Here is a 22494-nt window from a genome sequence, read left to right on the forward strand (position 1 = left end):
ACTCGCTTATGGCACGGAACCTGCTCAACTTCCAGCGTATCGCTATATACTACATTTTATTGCGATAACTGGAACAAACCGATGGCGAACCGTAACGACTTGAAAGTAGTAGGCACGCTAGCGCTGGGACGCGACGAGCAAAACCTGTTGAGCGACAAGCGCATAGCATTGCTGGAGCACATCGGCGAATGCGGTTCGATCACGCAGGCGGCCAAGGCGGCAGGGTTGAGTTACAAGGGTGCGTGGGATGCGGTGGATGCGATGAACGGCATGTTGGGCGAGCCGCTGATGGCGACCATGACAGGCGGCAAGGGCGGCGGCGGGACGCAGTTGACTAGCTTGGGTGTCCGCATCGTGGATGCCTACCGGGCCCTGCTGCGCGAGCAAAAGCGCTTTCTGGAAGCCGCCAGCGCGGGCATCGCCGATTTCGACAATGTTTATCATATGATCAGGAGGCTGTCCGTGAAAACCAGTGCAAGAAATCAGTTTTTCGGCAAGGTGAGCGCCATCAAGCTGGGGCCGGTGAATGTGGAAGTGGAACTGACGTTGACCGGCGGCGACAGGATACATTCCGTCGTCACGCATGACGGGCTGGAGAGCCTGAATCTCAAGATCGGCAGCGATGCCTGGGCGCTGGTCAAGGCCAGCTGGATCATCCTCGCCTTGCCGGATGCCGCAAACAAGGTCAGCGCTCGCAACAAGCTCATCGGCAGGATCACGCGCATCACGCTGGGTAATGTGAATACCGAGGTGGTGCTGCAATTGGACGGCGGCAACACCGTCAGCGTGATTATCACTAATGAAAGTGTAAACAGCTTGAGCCTGAAAGAAGGGCTTGAAGTCTGCGCCGTGTTCAAGGCCAGCAGTGTCATTCTGGGAGTCACCGATTAAGGCGGTGTTTTTTTGCCTGTCGTTATGTAGTTAACTTTATTGCGATTGATGTTTTTTGAAAAGGAGCCTTTAAATGAAACGGGGATGGACGCTGAAAAGTGGTGTGCTGCTTGCTTTGTGCGTCAATGTCGCCTATGCGGACGACAATACTAACGACAGGATCATGCAGTTGCAGAAAATGCTGGAAGAGCAGCAATGGCAGATGAAAGCGATGGCCGAGGAACTGAAAGCCTTGCAGGGTGCCGGAGGCAAGGCAGAAGGGCAGCCGGTCTTCGCATCTTTCAAGGATGGCATGAAATTAGGAGACGGCAGCGGCAACTGGCAACTCGCCATCAACGGCCGTGTGCAGGCCGATGCCCGCGTGTTCCACCCGGACGAAAGCGCCGCCGACACCTTTAGCGTGCGCCGCGCACGGCTGGGCGCTGCCATGACCTTTTACAAGGACTATTCCGCGCGGGTGGAAGGCGAATACTCCGGTACCAGCACGACGCTCACCCATGCCTATTTCGATATCGACAAATTCAAGCAAGTCAAGATACGCTTCGGCCAGTTCAAGCCATTCTACGGACTTGAACGCAGCATGAGCACCAATTTCACCGACTTCCAGGAACGCTCGCTGGCCGATGCCCTGCTCGGCGGTACCTTTGACCGTGGCGTTATGGTGCATGGCACGCCGATGAACGGCATCTATTACAGCGCCGCCTGGATCAACGGCAACAACGCCGACGAAAGCGATGCCAAACACGACAACAAGGACTTGATGGCTCGCCTCACCGGCAATATAGCCGAATTCGCCGGCTGGAAGGATGCGGTGGTGCATGTGGGGGGCTTCTATTCCTACGGCAAGCAGGAAGGCGGTTCAGCTATTCCCGTAATGCAGACGGAAGCGCGCGGTTACAAGTTCTTCGAAACCACCGATACCTCTGCCAACAAATTCACCAACCCCGTCGACCGTACCCGCGGCGGGGCTGAACTTGCTCTGGCCAACGGTCCGATCAAGCTCCAGGGCGAATACATCCGGGCCAATTTTGACGGCACCAACTTCAGCCGTGACATGTCAGCCTGGTATGCCAGCCTCCGGAGTCGATGCCTGGGCGTTGGGCGCCAACTGGATACTTAACCCCAACGTGCGCCTGATCGCCAACTACGTGCATACCAGCTTAGAGATGCCGGTCACCGTTAGCGGCAAGACTTTTGACAACGAAGACGCGCTGACGATGCGGGCGCAGTTCGACTTCTGATGCACTTGAATTAGCCCATCGATAATGATCTTATAGGAGCCAACATGAAATTCCTGAAACAGTGTTTTCTTATCCTCCTGTTGCTGGCACATGCACTTGTTGCCAGCGCGGAACCCTTGACCGTAGCGATCGCGGCTAATCTCAAATACGTGTTTGACGACCTCGCTGCCGAGTTCAAGAAAGAAACCGGTATCGAGACACAGAGCGTGCTCAACTCCTCCGGCAAGATCGCAACACAGGTCAGGAGCGGCGCACCGTTCGACGTATTCATGTCGGCGGACATGGAGTTCCCGGAAGGTCTTTATAAGGACGGCTACGCCGTTACGCCGCCCAAACCTTACGCCTACGGCCTGCTGGTGTTGTGGACACAAAAGGATGTCGATTTGGGTAAGGGCGTGGCCGGGCTCGCAGATGCAAGCGTGGGCAAGGTTGCCATCGCCAATCCCAAGGTCGCGCCGTTCGGGCGGCAGGCACTCAAGGTGCTGGATTATTACAAGGTGCGTGCGGCTGTCGAACCCAAGCTGGTGTATGGCGAAAATATCACCCAAGTCAGCCAGTATGTGGACAGCAAGGCGGCGGATGTGGGCTTCAGCGCAAAATCTATCGTCGTGGCTCCAGAAACGGCGGGCAAGGGCAAGTGGATAGAAGTGCCGGCGGAAAGCTACGAGCCGATCGCGCAGGGGGTCGTGATCCTCAAGCACGGGTCGGAGGTGAATGGCGAAGCCGCGCGCAAGTTCTACGGCTTTGTGCTTTCATCCAAAGCGCGCGAGATTTTCGCCAAACATGGATACAAACTGCCTTGAACAAGCTGCAAGGACAAATCGTTAGCGTCGATTGCAACAGCCACATGTCGCTGGTGGATGTGGCGGTCGGCGGCGACATGTTTACCGCAACGCTGCTGGAAACTCCGGACACGGCGAGCTACCTGCGAGTGGGCCATCCGGTGACGCTGCTGTTTAAGGAAACCGAGGTCTCGCTGGCGAAAAATCTCACCGGCCTCATCAGCCTGCGCAACCGGTTTCCGGTGACGGTGCGCAGCATCGAGCGCGGCGCGATCCTGAGCGCGGTGGGGCTGGATTATCGCGGCGAGCCCTTGATCTGCGTCATCACCACGCGCGGCGTGGATCGCCTGCAACTGGCTGTCGGCGACACGGCGGAGGCATTGGTCAAGGCTAATGAAATGGTGCTGTCCCATGACGCTTGATTGGCAACCATTGCTGATCACTTTCAAGCTGGCGTCGGTGACGACGGCTATCCTGTTCTGCATCGGCGTGCCGTTTGCCTGGTGGCTGGCGCATACCCGGACCCGATTCAAACCCGTGGTCGAGGCATTGGTCAGCATGCCTTTGGTGCTGCCGCCTTCCGTGCTGGGCTTCTACCTGCTGCTGGCCTTCAGCCCGGAGCACTGGTTCGGGCAGTGGCTGGACCGTGTGGCCGGTCTCAGGCTGGCATTCAGCTTCGAGGGGCTGGTGGTGGCTTCGGTGATTTTCAGTTTTCCTTTTCTGGTGCACCCGGTGCAATCCGGTTTCCAGAACCTTCCATCCTCCCTTGCCGAGGCCGCGCATGTGCTGGGCAAGTCTAAATTGGAGACTTTCCTGCGCGTGCTGCTGCCCAATATCAAGCCCGCACTCTTGTCCGGCACGGTGCTGGCTTTTGCCCATACCGTGGGCGAGTTCGGCGTGGTACTGATGATAGGCGGAAACCTGCCCGATCAAACCCGCGTGGCGTCGATTGCCATTTACGACGAAGTCGAGGCGCTCAACTATGCCGCGGCCAATTTCTACGCCGGGGTGTTGTTCTGCCTTTCCTTCCTCATCCTGCTGGTGGTGTACGTGTTCAACCGCAAGGCGCCGATATGATCCGCGCCCGTATCAAAAAACGTCTGCATGGCGCGCAAGGCGAGTTTGTGCTGGATGTCAGCCTTGAGGTCGGCGAAGGCGAGTTCGTCGCCTTGTTCGGCCCGTCGGGCGTGGGCAAGACCACGCTGCTGCGCTGTCTCGCCGGGCTGGATCTGCCGGAACAGGGGAGCCTGGTCGTCAACGGCGAAACCTGGTTGGATACCGCCGCCCGCATCAATCTTGCGCCGCAACAGCGGCGCGTAGGCTATGTGTTCCAGGATTACGCGCTGTTTCCCAACATGACGGTGCGCGGCAATCTGGAATTCGCCTTGCGGAAAGGAGCGGACAAAAAACGCGTGGATGCATTGCTGGACCTGATGGAACTGGGCGAACTGCAACACCGCAAACCGGATGCCTTGTCCGGCGGGCAGAAACAGCGCGTGGCGCTCGCCCGTGCACTGGCCTCCGAGCCGCGCCTGCTGCTGCTGGACGAACCGCTGTCCGCGCTGGACCATGAAATCCGCCAGCGCCTGCAGGACGAAATCCTGCGCCTGCAGCGCCATTTCGGCCTCACCACGCTGCTGGTGAGCCACGACGTGAGCGAGGTCTACAAACTGTCGCGGCGCGTGGTAGTGATCGAAAACGGCCGTACGGTGCGCGAAGGCGAACCCGCCACTGTATTCGGCAGCAGCCAGTCCAGCGGCAAATTTCACTTCGCCGGTGAAGTGCTGGCGATCGAACCCGCAGACGTGGTATTTGCGGTATCGGTGCTGGTCGGCAACCAGATCGTGCGCATCATCGCCACCGCCGACGAAGCGGCCAAGCTCAGGGTCGGTAGCCGCGTGATGCTGCTGTCCAAGGCGTTCAATCCAATGCTGCAAGTGGTAGAGTGACCTTAAACGATCGTCGTCAAAGCTTCCCGGCTTCCATCAGCGGCATCAGCATATAGTGCAGGCCGGCTCCCGAAAATTTATTGCGCAAATCCGAGATCAGCACCGCTGAAGCAGCGTGGCTGATCTCGATGATGAACTGGGTTCGATGCTGGCGCCCGGTCACCTGCTCAAGCAACGTCAGGCCGGAGTGGCGGGTACCATGGCCGAACCCATGCATGGTGCTGAAACCGCTGATGACAATGTTTTCCAGCAGCCAGTCCACCAGTGATTCCTCAATGGCCGGGACAGCGAAAATGATCAATAGACATTGGTTCATTGCACATTCTCCGCGCCGAAGCGACGATACAGAATAGGGAGCAGGATAAGTGTCAGCAGCGTCGAACTGACCAGGCCGCCGATCACCACAATAGCCAATGGACGCTGGATCTCAGAGCCCGGACCTGTGGCGAACAGTAGCGGCAGCAAACCGAAAGCAGCGATGCTCGCAGTCATCAGCACCGGCCGCAGGCGCCGCTTGGCGCCTTCCACCACGACTTCGCCGATCGCCATGCCGTGCGCCAGCAATTGATTGAAATAGGTCACCATGACGACCCCGTTCAGCACGGCGATGCCGAGCAGCGCGATGAATCCCACCGACGCCGGCACCGATAGATATTCGCCGGAAATCCACAGCGCGAGCACGCCGCCTATCATCGCCAGCGGAATGTTGGAGAGGATGAGCACCGATTGGCGCACCGAACGGAAAGTAGCGAACAGCAATAAGAAAATCATGCCGATGGCGATGGGCACAACCACGGATAATCGTGCTGCAGCGCGCTGCTGGTTTTCAAACTGGCCGCCCCACTTCATTGAATAACCTTCCGGCATTTCTACCGCGGCCATCACCTTGCGCTTGGCTTCTTCCACAAAGCTGACCAGGTCGCGCCCTTTCACATTGGCGACCACCACCACCATGCGCGCGCCGCGCTCGCGGTCAATCTTGACCGGGCCTTCAATGCGCTCCAGCCTGGCAATGGCGGACAACGGAATATTGGTGCCGTTGGGCAAAGTGAGCATCAGCTTGGAAAAATCAGCCGGTGACGCGCGCAGCGCTTCTCCTCCGCGCAGCAATACCGGCGTGCGGCGCTGGCCTTCCTGCACCATGCCCAGCACCTTGCCTTCCAGCTGCGCGCGCAGAATGCTTTCCACCTCGCTGATGTTGAAGCCGAGCCGGCCAGCCGCCAGCCGGTCGATATTCACGCGCAGATACTGCACGCCCCCGTTTTGCGGGGTGTAGACATCCTGGCTACCGGGAATACCTTCCAGGATTTTCACCACCTGCTGGGCCTTGCGGTCCAGCGCTTCCATGTCGCTGCCGAATATCTTCACCGCGAGGTCGCCCCGTACGCCGAGAATCATCTCATTGACGCGCATTTCAATGGGTTGGGTAAAACTGTAGGCGATGCCTGGGATCTGGCTCAGCGTATCGCGCAGTTTATCGGTAAGCGCCGCTTTATCCCGTACTTTCCATTGATCGCGTGGTTTAAGCAACAAAAAATTGTCGGTCTGGTTGAGCCCCATCGGGTCCAGCCCCAGCTCGTCGGACCCCACGCGCGAATAGACGCCGCGCACCTCTGGCACATGTTCCATGATGGCGCGCTGTATGCTCATATCCAGCAATGCCGTCTGGTCGAGGTTAATGGAAGGAAGCTTTTCAACGCCGACGATCATGTCGCCCTCGTCCATGGTGGGCATGAAAGTTTTGCCGATTTGCAGATAGACCACCACCGTGGCGGCCAAGGCGAGCAGCGCCCCCACTACGATGGCGCGCACATGGTCAAGCGCCCACAGCAATGCCGATTGATAGAGCTGCAACGCCTTGCGCACCACCCAAGGCTCTTCATGGCTCACTTGACCCAACAGGAAAGACGCCAGTACCGGGATTACGGTCAGCGAAAGAATCAGCGAGCCGGACAACGCGAACACGATAGTCAGTGCGACCGGGCTGAACAGTTTTCCCTCCAGGCCCTGCAAAGTCAGCAGCGGCAGGAATACGGTGATGATGACGAGGATGCCGGCGGTTACCGATATGCTCACTTCGCGCACTGCGCGATAAATAAGATGCAGGCGCGGCAGTCTGGAGTGTTCGCCGTGAGCCAGATGGGAAACGATATTCTCCACCACCACCACAGCCGCATCCACCAGCATGCCAATGGCGATAGAAAGCCCACCCAGGCTCATCAGGTTAGCCGACATGCCGAACTGGCGCATGAGGATAAACGTCGCCAGCGCCGCCAGCGGTAGCGACAGCGCTACCGTGAGCGCCGCGCGCAGGTTGCCGAGAAACAGCACCAGCAAAACGACGACCAGCACGATGGCCTCAAACAGCGCATGCGAAACAGTGCTGACCGCACGTTCCACCAGGCTTCCCCTGTCGTAGAACACTTCAATCGCGGTTCCCTTCGGCAGCCCGGGCTGTATTTCCTTCAGCCTGGCGCGCACTCCATTGACCACTTGCCTGGCATTCGCGCCGCGTAGCCCCAGTACCAGGCCCTCGACCGCTTCGCCAGTGCCGTTGCGAGTAACAGCGCCATAGCGGGTCATCGCGCCTATTCTTACCTGCGCCACGTCGCCGATGTGTATCGGCATGCCCTGCTCGCTCTTGACGACGGAATCGCGCACATCATCCAGCGATTTGAAGCGGCCCTCCGAACGCACCAGCAACGCTTCCTCGCCATCTCCCAGACGGCCGGCCCCGTCATTGCGATTATTGAGCTCCAAAGCCTGCTGCAATTCCGAAAGCGACACGCCGCGCGCATACATACGGGCGTTGTCAGGCACCACCTCGAAGCTGCGCACCATGCCTCCCAGCGAATTGACGTCGGCAACTCCCGGCACGGTCCGCAACGCTGGGCGAATCACCCAGTCCAGCAGACTGCGGCGTTGTTCCAGGCTGAGCATTTCACTTTCCACGGTAAACATGAACATCTCGCCCAACGGCGTTGTCATCGGTGCGATGCCGCCGGAAGCATCCGCCGGCAAATTGGACCAGATTGCATTCAACCGCTCTGCAACTTGCTGACGAGCCCAGTAAATGTCAGTGCCGTCGGCAAAGTCCACGGTAATATCGGTAAGCGCATATTTGGCCACCGCGCGCAGCATGGTCTGGTTAGGAATGCCGAGCATCTCCACCTCCACGGGGGCGGTAATCCTGGCTTCCACCTCCTCCGGCGTCATGCCGGGGGCTTTAATGATGATCTTGACCTGGGTGGAAGAAACGTCCGGAAAGGCGTCAATGGGCAGTTCGCGGAAAGCATAACCGCCAGCGCCCAGCAGCAGCAAGGTCAGCACCAGCATCAACATGCGCTGGGTCAGGGCGAACTGGATCAGTCTCGAGAGCATGGTCATTCACCGCCGATCCCGGCCCAGGCGGCCTTGATCGCCGCCGTGCCGGTCACCGCCACTTTCTCGCTGCCGTCGAGTTCGCCGCTCACCACCGCATGCTCGGTCTGTTCGCTGATCACGGTTACCGGCAATGCCCTGAATCCTTGCGCGGTGCGCACGAACAGATAGCTCTTCTGCCCGCTGCGCACCACCGCAGCCTTGGATACCGAGAACTGTCGGCTACCTGCTTCCGCCGCCAGTTCCGCCTCGACGTATTGGCCTGGCGATAACTTTTCGGCGCCGCTGGTTATTTCGGCGCGCAGATGCACTGTCTGGTCGTTTTTATTGATGCTGCGCAGAATGGTGATGATGCTGCCTTCAGCCTGGTATTGCGGAATGACTATGCGCATACCGTTCTTGGCGAAATGCAGGATGTCTATCGGCGCATGGATTTCCAGCCACAGCGGCTTGAGCCGCCCGATACGGTAGATCGGCGCGCTGGCGTCAACGCGCTGGCCGACAGTCGCCATCTGCTCCAGCACCACGCCATCGATAGGCGCGGCAATCGTCAAGCCGCCGGCCATCTTGCCTGTGTTTTCCAGGCGATTAAGGGACTCCTCGCCCAGCCCTGCCATTTTTAATGCCTGGCGCCGCTGCGCCAGCAGTACGGTCTGCTCTTCATGGGCGCTCTGCGTCGTCAGCAGGCGGCGTTCGGCGATGATGCCGTCCTTGAATAGCTCGCGGTCGCGCTCCATCATGTTGGTTGCCAGCCGCTGCCGGGTGCGCGATTGCAGATAGTCTCGCTGCATGGCTACCAGTTCCGGGCTGGTAAGGTGAGCAAGCGCCTGTCCGCGCTTTACCGTTTGCCCGGCAACCACCCGCAACGAGTCGATCAGGCCGCTCTGCGGTGCGCTGACTATGCGCTCCTGTCCCACCGGCACGACCACCTCGCCCGGCAGGCGGTTGCTCATCACCGGGCCGGCTATCGTCAGCGGCGAAACGCTGACGCCCAGCGTCTGCATCTGCCGCGATGTAACAACAATGTCGTTGGCCGCGTTGGCTGCAAGCGGCAAGACCAACCATATCCATATCCAATTTTTTTTCAAGGCAAAACTCCCATGGCCTGGTTGAAACGAGCGATATTCCATTGCACCTGTATGCGGCTGCTGCGCAATGCGCGTTCGGCGTCTTGCGCCGTAGCCTGCACGCGCAGCAGACTGACCAGATCGGATTCACCAAGATCGAAGGCTTTTTTCGCCAGACGCAAGTTTTCTTGCGCCAGACGGTTTTGTTCCTCGACAAGCTGTACACTAGCCCGGGTTACCTCCAGATTATGCTCGGCCTCATGCAGTGCGGCCTGTAGCGTCAGCATGCGTTGATCGCGCTCGCTCATCGCCTGCGCCAGCCCCATTTCCGCCCCGGCCAACAGCGGTGCCGAACGCACCTGCGCATCCAGCGGAATACGGACCGCCAGGCCGACGCTGCTGTTGTAGTCGGCATCGAAGGCGCCGCGCTCATGGCGAGCGTTGATCAGAACTTGCGGGTTCTCGCGTTTCTCCACCCGCACCAGTTCGCGCTCGCCTTGCGCCAGCGCGACTTTGGCGGCCACCTCCGATAGCAGCGGATGGCTGTCATCGATGCCGGCCTGCGTTGAGAGCGGCTCTTCCGCCTTGGCGGGCAACGCCTTGAGCCCGGTCAGCATCCAGTAGCGGTGTTCGGCATGTTTCAGTTCGGCCTGGGCTTGCAACTGCGCGGTTTGCGCCTGCAAGGTCTCGTTTTGCGCCAGCATGGCATCGGTCCTGGCCAATTCGCCTGCCAGCCAGCGCCGCGACACATCGCGCTGCAAGGCCTCGGCATTTTTCACACGCTGTTCGGCCAGCCCGACGGCATTGGTATTCATGGCCACGTCCCATATCGCATCACGTACCTGTCCGGCCAGGCCGAACATCAGGCCGCCCTGGCTGGCTCCCAATCCGTCCATCGCCTCGCGCGCGACCATCCGGCGCGCTGCGCGCTGACCCGGCATCCATACCGGCAGTTCCAGCGTGGCTTCCCATTCGCGCAGATTGCGGCCGCTGCCGATCGCATCGTTCTGATGCCGCATCGATACTGCGGGCGCGCCGGGCAATAGACTATCCGCCTGCACCGATTTTGCCTCGATGGAAATTTTTCCGGCCTTGAGCACCTGCTGCTGCGGGCTGCGGGCGAACGCCTGCTTTACCGCATGGGCAAGCGTCAGCTGAGAATCGATCTCAAGACGCTCCAGCTCTTCTCCCGCTGCGATCACCGGCAATATCAGCAGTGATAAAGCCAACCAATGACACCTCATGTCTCACCCTTCTGTTACGAATTCGAAAGCTTCGGTTTCGGATACACATGCACCCCGCCCTGCAGTTCTCCGATAATTGAAGTTGCACTGCAACACTGCATCTTGCGGGGGATACAACTGGGCTTTGCCGCTCCATAAATATTGAAGCCATGCTCACCGCGCACCACATCTCAAGGCGCAGCTTAATCATCCAACCTTAAGAACGACTTAAGATCGGCCCAGATATACGGCTGGATGACTCGCTGAACATTAGGATTCAAGTCATCAATAGATTGGGATTTGCGCTCTGGACGCTAACAAGCTGAAAGATGCACCAAAATGAAAGGGCCGTTACACGTTAGTAATGGCCTTTTGATTTAGTGAGGTGGCCAGGGGCGAATCCTAGACCAGCAGAAAAAACGGGCAGTAAACAGTTTTAGCGTTGTGGTAGAGAACTCTTGGCTACTATCGCAAACTCGCTCCTGGTATCGAGTGGATCGTCGGCATAGCGTCATCAAGGCACATGAGCTAGGCGCATGGTTCGCGGCCGTCAACAATCTGGTCAATGATCCCGTTGGCCGCAATCGGGAAATGATCCGGGACTTTCTGCTTCTTGCACTGTTCACCGGATTACGCCGCGAAGAAGCCGCCAGTCTGTCATGGGAAAACGTCGACCTCAAAGCCAAGACGCTCACCATCCCCGACCCCAAAAATCGCCAGCCGCACGTACTCCCCCTATCCGACTTTCTATTTGAACTGCTCACCAGACGCCATCAGGAAATCAGCAATGCAAGCCGGTTCGTATTTCCCGGTGATAGGGTAAAAGGTTATCTCAACGCCCCTGAAAAGCAGAACAGCGAGTCATCAATGAATCCGGGGTTACTCTTACCCTGCACGACTTACGCCGTACTTTTATCACCATTGCCGAGAGCCTGGACATTTCAGCCTATGCCCTCAAACGGCTGGTGAATCACAAAATGACAAACGATGTCACTGCGGGCTACATCATCAGCGACGTCGAGCGCCTCAGAGAGACCATGCAGCGCGTTACTGACTTTCTGCTAGAGTGTGCAGAACAAGAGCCATCAACAGAGACGATCCCGCTCGACACACAAAATAACCTTGAATATAACCAAATATAACCTCATAATATAACCATGCCCTACACGCTCACCATCAAACGGCAAGCGGCAAAGAAACTGCAAAGCTTGTCGAGGCCGGAGCGGTTCAGGATCACCGAGAAAATAGAACTACTCGGCCACGATCCAGACCATCCTGAACTGGACACCAAAAAGCTGGAAGGCGAACCCTACTACCGGCTGCGTGTTGGCAATTGGCGCATTATCTATGACCGGCAAGATGCGGTTAAGGTGATTGCAATTGAAAAGATTAAACCGCGTGGAGATGCGTACAAATGACTCTACAAATAATCAAATCCATTGATGGCAAAGACGAGTACGTCTTGTTACCCATGTCCGTCTATACCGCCTTGAGAGAAGAAATCGAGGACGAACTGGCAGGTATTGAGGCCGCCACGGATGACGACAACGAATATATTCCCTTCGTACTTGAAGACTACGTAGACAACCCCATCGCCCTCGCCCGCATGAAAGCCCATATCACCCAAAACGAATTGGCCGAACGCATGGGCGTCACGCAAGCCTACATCAGCAAGGTCGAACGCCAGGACAAAGTGACTCCGAAACTCCTGGAGCGTATTAATGCAGCTTTAGCAGCGTCCTGATCCAATGTTTCTCGAAGGAAAAGACTATCTAAACATTTGGGAAATCGGCCACCGCTGGTCTGGCTTCGATCCCGAGGCTATCGGAACATCTTGGCAGCACACACCGGGCAAGCCCATGAGTCTATCAGGCATTCCGATGGTGGGGTATCGGAGCCAGTTATTTACAGAACTCCGTGGTGAAGGGGAGTTTAACAGGCATTCCGATGCAGAGGTCACTGATATTACGGACTATTCCCTTAATAGATATGGTTTCAGCATTGCGACAGAGAGCTCTAGGCTACTATGCGGCTACTAACATAGAAATGAAAACGGCCCACATCGCTGTGGGCCGCTTAAATACTGGTGGGGGATGACAGGATCGAACTGTCGACAAACGGATTAAGAGTCCGCTGCTCTACCAGCTGAGCTAATCCCCCGAGGCGCGCCATTATCCTGATGCGCCCCGCCCTTGTCAACCGGTTGATACGGGCTTCGGCGAAAATCAGGCGATGCTCGTGCGTTGCACTTTTGTCAGCAGGCGGTAGCCCAGCAGCAAAATCAGCACGGCGCCATAGATCAGCGGCTGGGTGAGATCTTTTTTCACCAGCCACCAGTAGTGCGTCGCGCCGAGCACACCGATCAGATATACCAAGCGGTGCAGCGTTTGCCAGTTTCTGCCCAGGCGGCGCATCATTGCATTAGTGGAAGTCGCGGCAAGCGGGATCAGGCACAGGAAGGCGGCGAAGCCGACCAGCACGTAGCGGTGCTTGGCGACATCCTTGACGATTGCTCCCCAGTCGAACCACTGGTCCAGCCAGACGTAGGACAGAAAATGCAGCACGGCATAGAAAAACGCGTACAGGCCGAGCATCCGGCGCAGGCTGAGCAGCCAGTTCATGCCGGTGATCTTGCGCAGCGGCGTGATGCCCAGCGTGATCAGCAAAAAGGTCAGCGTCCAGGTGCCGTTGGAACGGATGACGAACTCCACCGGGTTGGCGCCGAGATCCTCGTTAAAGCCTAGGACCACCAACCGCAGCAAGGGCAGCAGCGCCAGCACGAAGATCGTGCGCTTGACCGTGATTAACCTATCGGGCGGCAATCGGGTCGGCAGTTCCATCAGAAATATTTCCTCAAATCCATGCCGGCATAAAGCTGCCCAACCTGATCGGCATAGCCGTTGAACATCAGCGTCTTGCGGCGGCGGTTGAACAGGCCGCCCTCGCCTATGCGGCGCTCGGTGGCCTGGCTCCAGCGCGGGTGGTCAACCTCGGGGTTGACGTTGGAATAGAAGCCGTATTCACGCGAGTTTGCGCGCATCCAGCTGCTGACCGGCATTTTTTCGGTGAAGCGCAGCGAGACGATGGATTTGATGCCCTTGAAGCCGTATTTCCACGGCACGACCAAACGCAGCGGCGCGCCGTTCTGGTCCGGCAGCGTCTCGCCGTAGAGGCCGACGGCGAGTATCGCCAGCGGATGGCGCGCCTCATCCAGGCGCAAGCCTTCGGTGTAGGGCCAGTCAAGCACCGGCACGCGCACGCCGGGCATCTGGTCGGGGTCGGCAAGGGAAATGAATTCGACATACCTGGCGTTGCCGGTGGGCTCCGCCCATTCGATCAGCCGCGCCAGCGGGAAGCCCACCCACGGGATCACCATGGACCAGCCCTCGACGCAGCGCATGCGGTAGATGCGCTCTTCCAGCGGTGCCAGCTTGAGCAGGTCGTCTAAAGAAATACGTTTAGCCCGCTTCACGTCGCCCTCTACGCTTACCGTCCACGGCCTGGTACGAATAGTGCCGGCATTGCGCGAGGGATCGCTTTTGTCGGTGCCGAATTCGTAGAAATTGTTATAGGTGGTGACATCCGCATAGGGGGTCGGCTTCTCGTCGGTGGCATAAGGGCCTTTGACGATGGGTGCGAGCTTGCGCCGCGCCTGCGGCTGGACGTTGGCTGCCTGAACCAGGCCGGAGGCCAGGCCCGCGCTTGCAATCAATCCCAGGCCGGCCGTTTGCAAAAACCGGCGGCGCTCGGCGTAGGCTTCCCTGGGCGTGATTTCAGACGGGGCAATATCAGATGGACGAGAAATAATAATGATGCGCTCCTTTTTATATTCCTATTGTCTTTGTCGGTTTATTATGTTGAAAATTACACTCGACAAGAAAAAAAATTTTGCGGCACGGAGAGATGCAGTATGAGCGACCATAAGGAAACCGTACGGCGGTTTTACGAAGCGATCTGGAACAACGACGACCAGACCATTATTCCGGATCTGCTGTGCGACGATTTCGCCTTTCGCGGCTCGCTGGGCAAGATGCAATACGGCCATGCCGATTTCGCGACTTACCTGGATTTCGTACGGGAAGCGATCGGCAACTACCGCTGCGATATCGTCGACATGATCCAGGAAGGCGACAAAACCTTCGCCAGCATCCACTACTCAGGCATCCATCACGGCGAATTCCTGGGCTACGAGCCCACCTACGCCAAACTGGAATGGGCCGGCGCGGCGGTGTTCACGTTCAGGGACGGCAAGATCGCCGACCTGTGGGTGCTGTGGGATATCCAGGGCTTGCTGAAGCTGCTGGCCAAGCATATCGGGGAATAGGGGGCGGCGGCATACCTGTCGCCTCAAGCTGTAGCCCGCATCGACAAAAACCTATCCGATCAGATAGTTGCAACACCACAACTTCCATAGCATGATATATCAGGCCATCATCCGGCAAGACCATTGAAAATTCACCGGCCATGGAGAACCGGCTTACGGAAGAACAGATGGCCGGCGTGCCATGCGGCCCCTGAATCGTCCTTGAAGGAGATACCGATGCCAAACACCGTCGCGCCTTACTATCCCATCATCTACGTTCGCGGTTATGCCATGAGCCAGAGCGAGATCGACGAAACCACCGCCGACCCGTTTTGCGGCTTCAACCTCGGCTCCACGGTCTTTCGCGCCACGCCCGATAGGCACAAGCCTGCCCGCAAGTTCATTTTTGAATCTCCGGTGATCCGGCTCAATTCCGATTTCGGCTATCGCGATGTCTTCGAGAACGGGCTGGACATCATGGACCCGGACTGGGGCGGCACCATTCCCACCCGTTCCGTCATCATCTATCGCTATTACGAACAGGCGTCGCAACTGTTGGGAAACGGCAAGACACCCAGCATTGAGACCTTCGCACAGGGTCTCGGCCGCCTCGTTCAGCGGGTGCGCGACCTGGTCTGCACCGACCCTCGCAATGCACTCCAGCCCGACGACTTCCGCTGCTACCTCGTCGCCCACTCCATGGGCGGACTGGTCTGCCGCGCCTTCCTGCAAAATCCGGCGCTGGATACCACCGGCGCCCGCAAACTGGTAGACAAGGTGTTCACCTACGCCACCCCTCACAATGGCATCGAAATGGCGGGAATAAACGTGCCCGGCTGGATCAGCCTGGACGACATGAACAACTTCAATCGGGAGCGCATGGCCGATTACCTCGATCTCAAAGAGCGTTTCGGGCAGACGCAGCGGGTAGACTGGCTACCGGAAGCAGCCTTCCCATCCTCCCGTTTCTTTTGCATGATCGGCAGCAACCGCTCCGACTACGAGGTTGCCGCCGGCGCTTCGCGCACTTTCGCCGGTCACGGCAGCGATGGCCTGGTCAAGATCGCCAATGCCTCGGTTTGGGGCTTAGATGCCCAGGGTAATGTTTCCGCCCCCAGCGCCACCGCCTACGCCTACCGCTCCCACTCGGGCTATTTCGGCATCGTTAACAACGAGGAGTCTTACCAGAATCTGGTGCGCTTCCTCTTCGGCGACCTGCGGGTGGATTGCTGGGTCGAGGTTGTCCAACTCAGCCTGCCGCAAGCCGTACAACAGGCGGTTGACGCCGGGCGCGAAGCTGACGCCCTGTATATCTTCGAGATACTGGCCGCGCCCCGCGGCAAACGCTGGTACCTGACGCGGCGCACCGCAGAAGAAGATTCCGCCGCCTGCCTCAGCCTCAAGGACTGGCTCCACTTACCCGCCAACGCGCGCCATCGCAGCCTCTATCTATCCAGCATATTCCTCGACACCCGCTGGCGCGTGGACATGGATCGCCCTTCCCTCGCCTACAGCCTGACCCTGGGCGTACGTACGCCCGACTACGAAGTGGAACGGCGTTTTCTGCCTGACGAGCACTATGAAGGCGGCTATCTGTTCCACGACACCGCTGCGGTGGAACTGATACCGCCCCAGACCGCGGGCGACAAATGGCAGGTGTTCTACGACTGGCAAAGCCAGAACCCCGGCAAAGCCGCTACTCCCGTGGAAATCCGGCCGCTGACCGATGGCCGCGCAGAAATCCGGCTACCTATCTATGGCAAAACCACCCCCGGCATCGACGGCTATCTCCGCTTCGTCGTTTCCCGCTGGAACCAGGCGCTATGACCCTTAACACCCAACAGCTCAAGACCATCATGCCAGGTTGCGATGCCGGAACCTGGGTCGAGCCCCTGACCGCTGCCATGGCCCGCTTTGCCATCGACACCCCGCAGCGCATGGCGGCATTCCTTGCCCAGGTCGCCCATGAATCGGCGGAGACGACCCGTCTGGAAGAAAACCTCAACTACAGCGCCCAGCGGCTTATGGCGGTCTGGCCCAAGCGCTTCCCCACGCCGGATGCCGCCCAGCCCTATGCGCGCAATCCGCAGAAACTCGCCAACCGGGTTTACGCGGGACGCGGCGGCAACGGCGACGCAGCAAGTGACGATGGCTGGCGATACCGCGGCCGCGGCCTGTTCCAGCTCACCTGCAAGGAGAACTACCGCATTGCCGCCGCAGCCCTCGGACTGCCGCTGCTGGAGCAGCCGGACCTCGTTGCCACACCGCAAGTAGCGGCCTTGACCGCGGCCCATTACTGGCAGCGCCTGGGCCTCAACACCATCGCCGATCACCAGCCCGGCGACGATGACGAAAAAGACTTCGAGAATATTTCGATCCGCATCAACGGCGGGCGCACGGGACTCGCGGAGAGAAAACGCTACTGGATCGCAGCGCAGGCGGTACTGGGTAGCAGCGGCTGAAATCGATCGCCAGGCAGGGCAGGCATCCCACGCTGTTACCCGTTCAATAATGCCTTGGGGCGGGTTTCTTAAAACCACCGACACGTGCCCTGACCTCTCCCGCATGCCTTTTATTCGATGGCATAGCAGTTCCGGCGGGTTGGAAACTCGGCACCAGGTGCTTTTTGCCGTTGCCGATCAGATCCGCCCGCCCCATTTCCTTCAAGGCTTCGCGCAGCAGCGGCCAGTTGTTGGGATCGTGGTAGCGCAGGAATGCCTTGTGCAGCCTGCGCTTGCCGCCGGCCTTGGGGATCGCGACCTGCTCGCTGCTCTGGGTGACCTTGCGCAGCGGGTTCTTGCCCGAATGGTACATCGCGGTCGCCATCGCCATCGGCGTGGGTGTGAAGGTCTGCACCTGGTCCAGACGGAAATTGTTCCGCCTTAGCCACAGCGCGAGATTGAGCATGTCCTCGTCGGTGGTGCCGGGATGCGCGGCGATGAAGTACGGGATCAGGTACTGCTCCTTGCCGGCTTCTTTCGAGAACTTCTCGAACATCGCCTTGAACTTGTCGTAGGCGCCCATGCCGGGCTTCATCATCTTCGACAGCACGTTTTCTTCGCTGTGCTCGGGGGCGATCTTGAGATAGCCGCCGACGTGGTGCTGCACCAGTTCCTTCACATATTCCGGCGAACGCACCGCGAGATCGTAGCGCAGCCCGGAACCGACCAGAATTTTCTTGACCCCGGGAATGGCGCGCGCCTTGCGGTAGAGCTGGATCAGCGCCGAATGGTCGGTATTGAGGTTATCGCAGATATCCGGATAGACGCACGACAGTTTGCGGCAGGACTGCTCGATCTTCCCGCTCTTGCAGGCCATGCGGTACATGTTGGCGGTGGGCCCGCCCAGGTCGGACACGATGCCGGTGAAGCCGTCCACCTTGTCGCGGATTTCCTCGATCTCGTGCAGGATGGACTCTTCCGAACGGCTCTGGATGATGCGGCCTTCGTGCTCGGTAATCGAGCAGAAGGTGCAGCCGCCGAAGCAGCCGCGCATGATGTTGACCGAGAACCGGATCATTTCCCACGCCGGCAATTTGGCGCGGCCGTAGCCGGGATGCGGCCCGCGCGCATACGGCAGGTCGTAGACATGATCCATTTCCCTGGTGGAGAGCGGAATCGGCGGCGGGTTGAGCCAGACGTCGCGGTCGCCGTGCCGTTGCACCAATGCCCGCGCGTTGCCGGGGTTGGATTCCAGATGCAGCACGCGCGAGGCATGGGCATACAGCACCGGGTTGCTGGAAACTTCCTCATACGACGGCAGGCGCACCACGGTATGGGCACGGTCGGCTTTGGGCTTGCGCTGGAACTGGATGACGTTGGTTTTGGCGTCATTGGCAGCGGCCTCGCCGGCAGCCGCCGCGCAGGATTTCCCGGTTGTCTCCAGTGCCGGCTCCATCGCATAGGGATCGGGATGCGCATCGACACGGCCTGGCCTGTCCATCTCGGTCGAGTCGACCTCCACCCAGCCCTCCGGCAAGGCTTTGCGCAGGAAGGCCGTGCCGCGCAGATCGGTGATGTCAGCTATGTTTTCGCCCTTGGCCAGGCGATGGGTCAGTTCCAGCAGCGCGCGCTCGGCGTTGCCGTAAAGCAGGATGTCGGCCTTGGAATCGATCAGGATGGAGCGCCGCACCTTGTCCGACCAGTAGTCGTAATGCGCGATTCGGCGCAAGGACGCCTCGATGCTGCCGATCACCAGCGGCACGTCGGGGTAGGCTTCGCGGCAGCGCTGCGAATACACTAGCACCGCACGGTCCGGGCGCTTGCCGGCGGCGGCGTCCGGCGTATAGGCATCATCGGAGCGGATTTTGCGGTCGGCGGTATAGCGGTTGACCATCGAATCCATATTGCCGGCGGTCACGCCGAAATACAGGTTGGGCCGGCCCAGCACCTTGAACGGGTTCGCCGACTGCCAATCCGGCTGGCTGATGATGCCGACGCGGAAGCCCTGCGATTCCAGCAGGCGTCCCACCAGCGCCATGCCGAAGCTGGGATGGTCGATGTAAGCGTCGCCGGTAACCAGAATGATGTCGCACGAATCCCAGCCGAGCGCGTCCATTTCGGCGCGGCTCATCGGCAGGAACGGCGCAGTGCCGAAACGTTTGGCCCAGTAGGGGCGATAGGAGAAAATGGATTGGACAGCTTGCATGGCGCGCATTGTACTCTTGCCGCGGCAAACTATCTAAGCAAAACCATCATCTTGACGAACAATACCCGAGAAGCTCTGTAGACTACATCAACAGAAATCCCTAGACTATTCCTTCCGGGACATTTCGATCAGCCCTACCAATTAAGAAAACAGGCTTGAAACTCCTCTCCACACTGCAGCGGTTTCTGATCCCTATCGTACTTCTGGCCCTCTTCGGGCCACTATTTCTCGCACAACGCCAGTTCACCCAGGAAATGCGCAGCCTGGATGAAAATGCGCATACCCAGGCCGAATCCCTGACCCGTTTGCTCACCGTCAGCGAGAACCTGATGATGGAACAGGTGGTTGCGGCGATGCGTCTGCTCAAGGATGTCAACGGCAAGCAACTGGGCTCTCCGGCACTGGGCGGCGTTGCCGTCGTTGGCGGGAGAACGCTCCCCAACCTGTTGCTCGGCGGGCAGCCGCAGGCGAACCGCTTCGAACTGGTCGACCATGTGGCTTCCGTGATAGGCGGCACCGCCACGCTATTCGTAAAATCCGGCAGCGATTTCGTCCGCGTTGCGACGAATGTCCATAAGCGGGACGGCTCGCGCGCAGTTGGCACCGTGCTCGACCCGGGCGGCAAAGCCATCGCGGCGATCCGCGCCGGCCAGCCGTTTTATGGCGTGGTGGATATCCTGGGCACGCCGTACATTACCGGTTACGAGCCGATGCGCAACGCCGCGGGCGATATCATCGGCATCTGGTATGTAGGTCGGCAGGTGGATACCCAGATATTGCGCGAAGCGGTGGAAAAAACCCGCTTGCTGCAATCCGGCTTCGCCGCGGTGCTGGATGCCAACCAGCACATACGTTTCCTGTCGGCGCACGTGCCACTCGCAATAGCACACGCGGTGCTGCAAAACGCAAACGGTTGGGCCAGCGTCAGGCAGCAAATTCCGGAATGGGGCTTCGAAGTGGTCATGGCCTATCCGTTAAGCGAAGCCAGAACCGTCAGCCTAGCTCGGTCCGCCGGCATATTGTTCATCTTCGTCGGGCTGGGCGTGCTGCTGATCGCGATGGTGATCTATCTGCTGCGGCGTTTCGTGTTGCACCCCCTGGGCGGCGATCCGGCCGCGGCCAGCGAACTGGTACGCCGCATTTCCGCCGGCGAACTGAGCGAGGACGGCTTGCAGGCAAAAGATGGCTCGCTGATGGCGAACATGCTCAAAATGCGCCGCAACCTGCGCGATATGGTCGAGACGCTGCATCTCAACACCGAACGCCTGAGCCTGTTGGCCAGCGTGTTCGAGCACGCGCACGACGCCATTTTCATCACCGATCTCGAAGCCAACGTCATCGAAGTCAACCCGGCGTTTATCGATATCACCGGATATACGCGCGCAGATATCATTGGCAAAACCGCCCACCGGCTGCTGGCGCCGAAGTACGATGCCGAGCCGTTCAACAAGGCCTGGAACACACTGGAAACAACAGCCGCGTGGCACGACGAGACCTGGCTGTCAAGCAAGCACGAAACCGTGTTTGCCGCTTGGCTGGACCTGTTCGCGGTGCGCGACGATCAGCAGCGGATCGCTCGTTTCGTCGGCGTGTTCTCCGATATCACGCACGCGATGGAACAGCAGCAGAAACTCGAGCGCATGGCTTATCATGACGCCTTAACCCAGCTTCCCAACCGCGTGCTGTTTTCCGACCGCCTGCAGCAGTCGCTGGCGCAAAACGAGCGCATCAACGGCGTGCTGGCGGTGTGCTACATCGATCTGGACGGCTTCAAGCCGATCAACGACAGCCTGGGACACGAAGCCGGCGACAAGTTATTGGTGCAACTGGCGCTGCGTGTGCGCAACAGCCTGCGCGCCGGCGACACAATAGCCCGCCTGGGCGGCGACGAATTCGCGCTGCTGCTGTGCGGCCTGCAATCGGTCGAAGAATGCTGCCAGACGCTGACGCGTCTGCTCGACATCATCTCCGCGCCCTACCTCATCGACGACAACGCCATCAGCATTTCCGCCAGTGCCGGCTTCACGCTTTCGCCGCCGGACGAAGCCAACCCCGACATCCTGCTGCGCCACGCCGACCAGGCCATGTATCTGGCCAAGCTGGGCGGCAAGAACCGCTACCACCTGTTCAACCCGGAACACGACCGCCAGACCCGCGCCCAGCATGAAGCGCTGGCCGCAATGAAGCAGGCGCTGGATAACGGCGAGTTCCGGCTGCATTACCAGCCCAAGGTGAACATGCGCCAGGGAGAAGTGATAGGCCTGGAGGCGCTGATCCGCTGGCAGCACCCGGAACTGGGGCTGCGCTATCCCAACGAGTTCCTGCCGGCGCTGGAGGGCAGCGACTTGTCGATCGAGGTGGGTGAATGGGTGATCCTCGAGACACTGCGGCAAATACGCGAATGGCAGCTGGCCGGGCTCTCCATCGCGGTCAGCGTCAACATCACCGCCCGCCACCTGATGCAGCCGGATTTCACGCCACGCCTTGCGGAAATGTTCGAGGCATACCCCGAGGTACCTCCCGCGCTGCTGGAACTGGAAATTACCGAATCCGCCGCGCTGGAGGATTTCGCCAGCATCAGCGCGCTGATCGACGAGTGCCATGTGCTGGGCGTCACCTTTGCGCTGGACGATTTCGGCGCCGGCTATTCGTCGTTGACCTATCTGCGCCGCCTGCCGGCGGACATTCTGAAAATCGACCAGTCTTTCGTGCGCGACATGCTACGCGACCCGGACGACATGACCATCGTCGCCGGCGTTATCAGCCTGAGCCGGGAGTTCCGCCGCAAGGTGATCGCCGAAGGCGTGGAAACCATAGAGCATGGCATCAAACTGCTGGCAATGAACTGCGAACTGGCGCAGGGTTACGGCATCGCCAAGCCGATGCCGGCCGAGGCGGTGCCGCAGTGGATTGCAAGCTACCGCCCCGACCCCAGCTGGATCGCTTCCGACGTCGGCATATTGATTCCCCGCTGAGACAGGACTATGCTGAATAGGGCTTGTTAACACCC

21 protein-coding genes and 1 tRNA gene are annotated in these 22494 nt (G+C 59.2%); 14 read left to right on the forward strand and 8 right to left on the reverse strand.

Annotation, left to right across the window (positions count from 1 at the left end; genetic code table 11):
* The first annotated feature begins 81 nt into the window (after positions 1-81).
* The 7 genes from VGK14_RS10015 (at position 82) to VGK14_RS10045 (ending at position 4863) form a co-directional block, all read left to right on the forward strand.
* Positions 82-891 carry a TOBE domain-containing protein gene (locus tag VGK14_RS10015; RefSeq protein ID WP_331508930.1) on the forward strand — a complete coding sequence of 270 codons (810 nt, stop codon included), beginning with the start codon at positions 82-84 and terminating at the stop codon, positions 889-891.
* A gap of 73 nt (positions 892-964) precedes the next feature.
* Positions 965-2011, forward strand: coding sequence for a porin (locus VGK14_RS10020; protein ID WP_331508931.1), 1047 nt, complete (start codon positions 965-967; stop codon positions 2009-2011).
* Positions 1959-2132: a porin gene (locus VGK14_RS10025; RefSeq protein WP_331508932.1), complete on the forward strand. Its 174-nt coding sequence runs from the start codon at positions 1959-1961 to the stop codon at positions 2130-2132. Before VGK14_RS10020 ends, VGK14_RS10025 begins: the two co-directional genes overlap by 53 nt.
* A gap of 44 nt (positions 2133-2176) precedes the next feature.
* On the forward strand, positions 2177-2935 hold the full coding sequence (modA, locus tag VGK14_RS10030; RefSeq protein WP_331508933.1) for a molybdate ABC transporter substrate-binding protein: 759 nt from the start codon (positions 2177-2179) through the stop codon (positions 2933-2935).
* A complete protein-coding gene (locus VGK14_RS10035) occupies positions 2932-3336 on the forward strand; it encodes a TOBE domain-containing protein (protein WP_331508934.1) in 405 nt (134 codons plus the stop codon). Before modA ends, VGK14_RS10035 begins: the two co-directional genes overlap by 4 nt.
* On the forward strand, positions 3326-3991 hold the full coding sequence (gene modB, locus VGK14_RS10040; protein ID WP_331508935.1) for a molybdate ABC transporter permease subunit: 666 nt from the start codon (positions 3326-3328) through the stop codon (positions 3989-3991). Before VGK14_RS10035 ends, modB begins: the two co-directional genes overlap by 11 nt.
* Positions 3988-4863 carry an ATP-binding cassette domain-containing protein gene (locus tag VGK14_RS10045; protein ID WP_331508936.1) on the forward strand — a complete coding sequence of 292 codons (876 nt, stop codon included), beginning with the start codon at positions 3988-3990 and terminating at the stop codon, positions 4861-4863. Before modB ends, VGK14_RS10045 begins: the two co-directional genes overlap by 4 nt.
* Positions 4864-4879: 16 nt before the next feature.
* On the opposite strand, the gene VGK14_RS10050 is transcribed toward VGK14_RS10045, so the two are convergent.
* The 4 genes from VGK14_RS10050 to VGK14_RS10065 are packed head-to-tail and all read right to left on the reverse strand — an operon-like array spanning position 4880 to position 10540.
* A complete protein-coding gene (locus VGK14_RS10050) occupies positions 4880-5179 on the reverse strand; it encodes a DUF3240 family protein (protein WP_331508938.1) in 300 nt (99 codons plus the stop codon).
* Entirely contained in the window at positions 5176-8244 is a 3069-nt protein-coding gene (locus VGK14_RS10055) for a CusA/CzcA family heavy metal efflux RND transporter (RefSeq protein ID WP_331508939.1), read from the reverse strand. The genes VGK14_RS10050 and VGK14_RS10055 overlap by 4 nt, the downstream gene beginning before the upstream one ends.
* Before the next feature lie 2 nt (positions 8245-8246).
* Positions 8247-9332, reverse strand: coding sequence for an efflux RND transporter periplasmic adaptor subunit (locus tag VGK14_RS10060; protein ID WP_331508940.1), 1086 nt, complete (start codon positions 9330-9332; stop codon positions 8247-8249).
* The gene (locus VGK14_RS10065; protein WP_331508941.1) at positions 9329-10540 is read right to left on the reverse strand and encodes a TolC family protein; all 1212 of its coding nucleotides are present in this window, start codon (positions 10538-10540) and stop codon (positions 9329-9331) included. The genes VGK14_RS10060 and VGK14_RS10065 overlap by 4 nt, the downstream gene beginning before the upstream one ends.
* A 486-nt stretch (positions 10541-11026) precedes the next feature.
* On the opposite strand from VGK14_RS10065, the gene VGK14_RS10070 reads away from it, so the two are divergent.
* The 3 genes from VGK14_RS10070 (at position 11027) to VGK14_RS10080 (ending at position 12278) form a co-directional block, all read left to right on the forward strand.
* Entirely contained in the window at positions 11027-11503 is a 477-nt protein-coding gene (locus VGK14_RS10070) for a tyrosine-type recombinase/integrase (RefSeq protein WP_331508942.1), read from the forward strand.
* A gap of 188 nt (positions 11504-11691) precedes the next feature.
* Entirely contained in the window at positions 11692-11952 is a 261-nt protein-coding gene (locus VGK14_RS10075; protein WP_331508943.1) for a type II toxin-antitoxin system RelE/ParE family toxin, read from the forward strand.
* Positions 11949-12278: a helix-turn-helix transcriptional regulator gene (locus VGK14_RS10080; RefSeq protein WP_331508944.1), complete on the forward strand. Its 330-nt coding sequence runs from the start codon at positions 11949-11951 to the stop codon at positions 12276-12278. The genes VGK14_RS10075 and VGK14_RS10080 overlap by 4 nt, the downstream gene beginning before the upstream one ends.
* Before the next feature lie 340 nt (positions 12279-12618).
* Here VGK14_RS10080 and VGK14_RS10085 read toward each other — a convergent pair.
* From VGK14_RS10085 to msrP, 3 genes are all read right to left on the reverse strand, one after another.
* Positions 12619-12694: transfer RNA gene (locus VGK14_RS10085), tRNA-Lys, on the reverse strand.
* 65 nt (positions 12695-12759) lie between these two features.
* Positions 12760-13374, reverse strand: coding sequence for a protein-methionine-sulfoxide reductase heme-binding subunit MsrQ (locus VGK14_RS10090; protein WP_331508945.1), 615 nt, complete (start codon positions 13372-13374; stop codon positions 12760-12762).
* Entirely contained in the window at positions 13374-14345 is a 972-nt protein-coding gene (msrP, locus tag VGK14_RS10095; RefSeq protein ID WP_331508961.1) for a protein-methionine-sulfoxide reductase catalytic subunit MsrP, read from the reverse strand. Before msrP ends, VGK14_RS10090 begins: the two co-directional genes overlap by 1 nt.
* Positions 14346-14444: 99 nt before the next feature.
* Here msrP and VGK14_RS10100 point away from each other — a divergent pair, with 99 nt between their 5' ends.
* From VGK14_RS10100 to VGK14_RS10110, 3 genes are all read left to right on the forward strand, one after another.
* Entirely contained in the window at positions 14445-14858 is a 414-nt protein-coding gene (locus VGK14_RS10100; protein ID WP_331508946.1) for an ester cyclase, read from the forward strand.
* Between the two features lie 216 nt (positions 14859-15074).
* The gene (locus VGK14_RS10105; protein ID WP_331508947.1) at positions 15075-16664 is read left to right on the forward strand and encodes a hypothetical protein; all 1590 of its coding nucleotides are present in this window, start codon (positions 15075-15077) and stop codon (positions 16662-16664) included.
* Complete coding sequence (locus VGK14_RS10110) at positions 16661-17299, forward strand: glycoside hydrolase family 19 protein (protein ID WP_331508948.1); 639 nt, start codon at positions 16661-16663, stop codon at positions 17297-17299. The genes VGK14_RS10105 and VGK14_RS10110 overlap by 4 nt, the downstream gene beginning before the upstream one ends.
* Before the next feature lie 43 nt (positions 17300-17342).
* On the opposite strand, the gene VGK14_RS10115 is transcribed toward VGK14_RS10110, so the two are convergent.
* Complete coding sequence (locus VGK14_RS10115) at positions 17343-19484, reverse strand: YgiQ family radical SAM protein (RefSeq protein WP_331508950.1); 2142 nt, start codon at positions 19482-19484, stop codon at positions 17343-17345.
* A gap of 155 nt (positions 19485-19639) precedes the next feature.
* On the opposite strand from VGK14_RS10115, the gene VGK14_RS10120 reads away from it, so the two are divergent.
* On the forward strand, positions 19640-22459 hold the full coding sequence (locus tag VGK14_RS10120; RefSeq protein WP_331508951.1) for a bifunctional diguanylate cyclase/phosphodiesterase: 2820 nt from the start codon (positions 19640-19642) through the stop codon (positions 22457-22459).
* Positions 22460-22494 lie beyond the last annotated feature (35 nt).

Source organism: Novimethylophilus sp. (genome assembly GCF_036504375.1).
GTDB lineage: Bacteria > Pseudomonadota > Gammaproteobacteria > Burkholderiales > Methylophilaceae > Novimethylophilus.

Excerpts from the sequence above, each read along its gene's own strand:
- VGK14_RS10105 (WP_331508947.1), top strand. The coding sequence starts at position 15,075 with ATGCCAAACACCGTCGCGCCTTACTATCCCATCATCTACGTTCGCGGT.
- modA (WP_331508933.1), top strand. The coding sequence starts at position 2,177 with ATGAAATTCCTGAAACAGTGTTTTCTTATCCTCCTGTTGCTGGCACAT.
- VGK14_RS10075 (WP_331508943.1), top strand. The coding sequence starts at position 11,692 with ATGCCCTACACGCTCACCATCAAACGGCAAGCGGCAAAGAAACTGCAA.
- VGK14_RS10080 (WP_331508944.1), top strand. The coding sequence starts at position 11,949 with ATGACTCTACAAATAATCAAATCCATTGATGGCAAAGACGAGTACGTC.
- VGK14_RS10025 (WP_331508932.1), top strand. The coding sequence starts at position 1,959 with ATGCCAGCCTCCGGAGTCGATGCCTGGGCGTTGGGCGCCAACTGGATA.
- VGK14_RS10020 (WP_331508931.1), top strand. The coding sequence starts at position 965 with ATGAAACGGGGATGGACGCTGAAAAGTGGTGTGCTGCTTGCTTTGTGC.
- VGK14_RS10110 (WP_331508948.1), top strand. The coding sequence starts at position 16,661 with ATGACCCTTAACACCCAACAGCTCAAGACCATCATGCCAGGTTGCGAT.
- modB (WP_331508935.1), top strand. The coding sequence starts at position 3,326 with ATGACGCTTGATTGGCAACCATTGCTGATCACTTTCAAGCTGGCGTCG.
- VGK14_RS10015 (WP_331508930.1), top strand. The coding sequence starts at position 82 with ATGGCGAACCGTAACGACTTGAAAGTAGTAGGCACGCTAGCGCTGGGA.
- VGK14_RS10090 (WP_331508945.1), bottom strand. The coding sequence starts at position 13,374 with ATGGAACTGCCGACCCGATTGCCGCCCGATAGGTTAATCACGGTCAAG.
- VGK14_RS10100 (WP_331508946.1), top strand. The coding sequence starts at position 14,445 with ATGAGCGACCATAAGGAAACCGTACGGCGGTTTTACGAAGCGATCTGG.
- VGK14_RS10115 (WP_331508950.1), bottom strand. The coding sequence starts at position 19,484 with ATGCAAGCTGTCCAATCCATTTTCTCCTATCGCCCCTACTGGGCCAAA.
- VGK14_RS10050 (WP_331508938.1), bottom strand. The coding sequence starts at position 5,179 with ATGAACCAATGTCTATTGATCATTTTCGCTGTCCCGGCCATTGAGGAA.
- VGK14_RS10055 (WP_331508939.1), bottom strand. The coding sequence starts at position 8,244 with ATGCTCTCGAGACTGATCCAGTTCGCCCTGACCCAGCGCATGTTGATG.
- VGK14_RS10045 (WP_331508936.1), top strand. The coding sequence starts at position 3,988 with ATGATCCGCGCCCGTATCAAAAAACGTCTGCATGGCGCGCAAGGCGAG.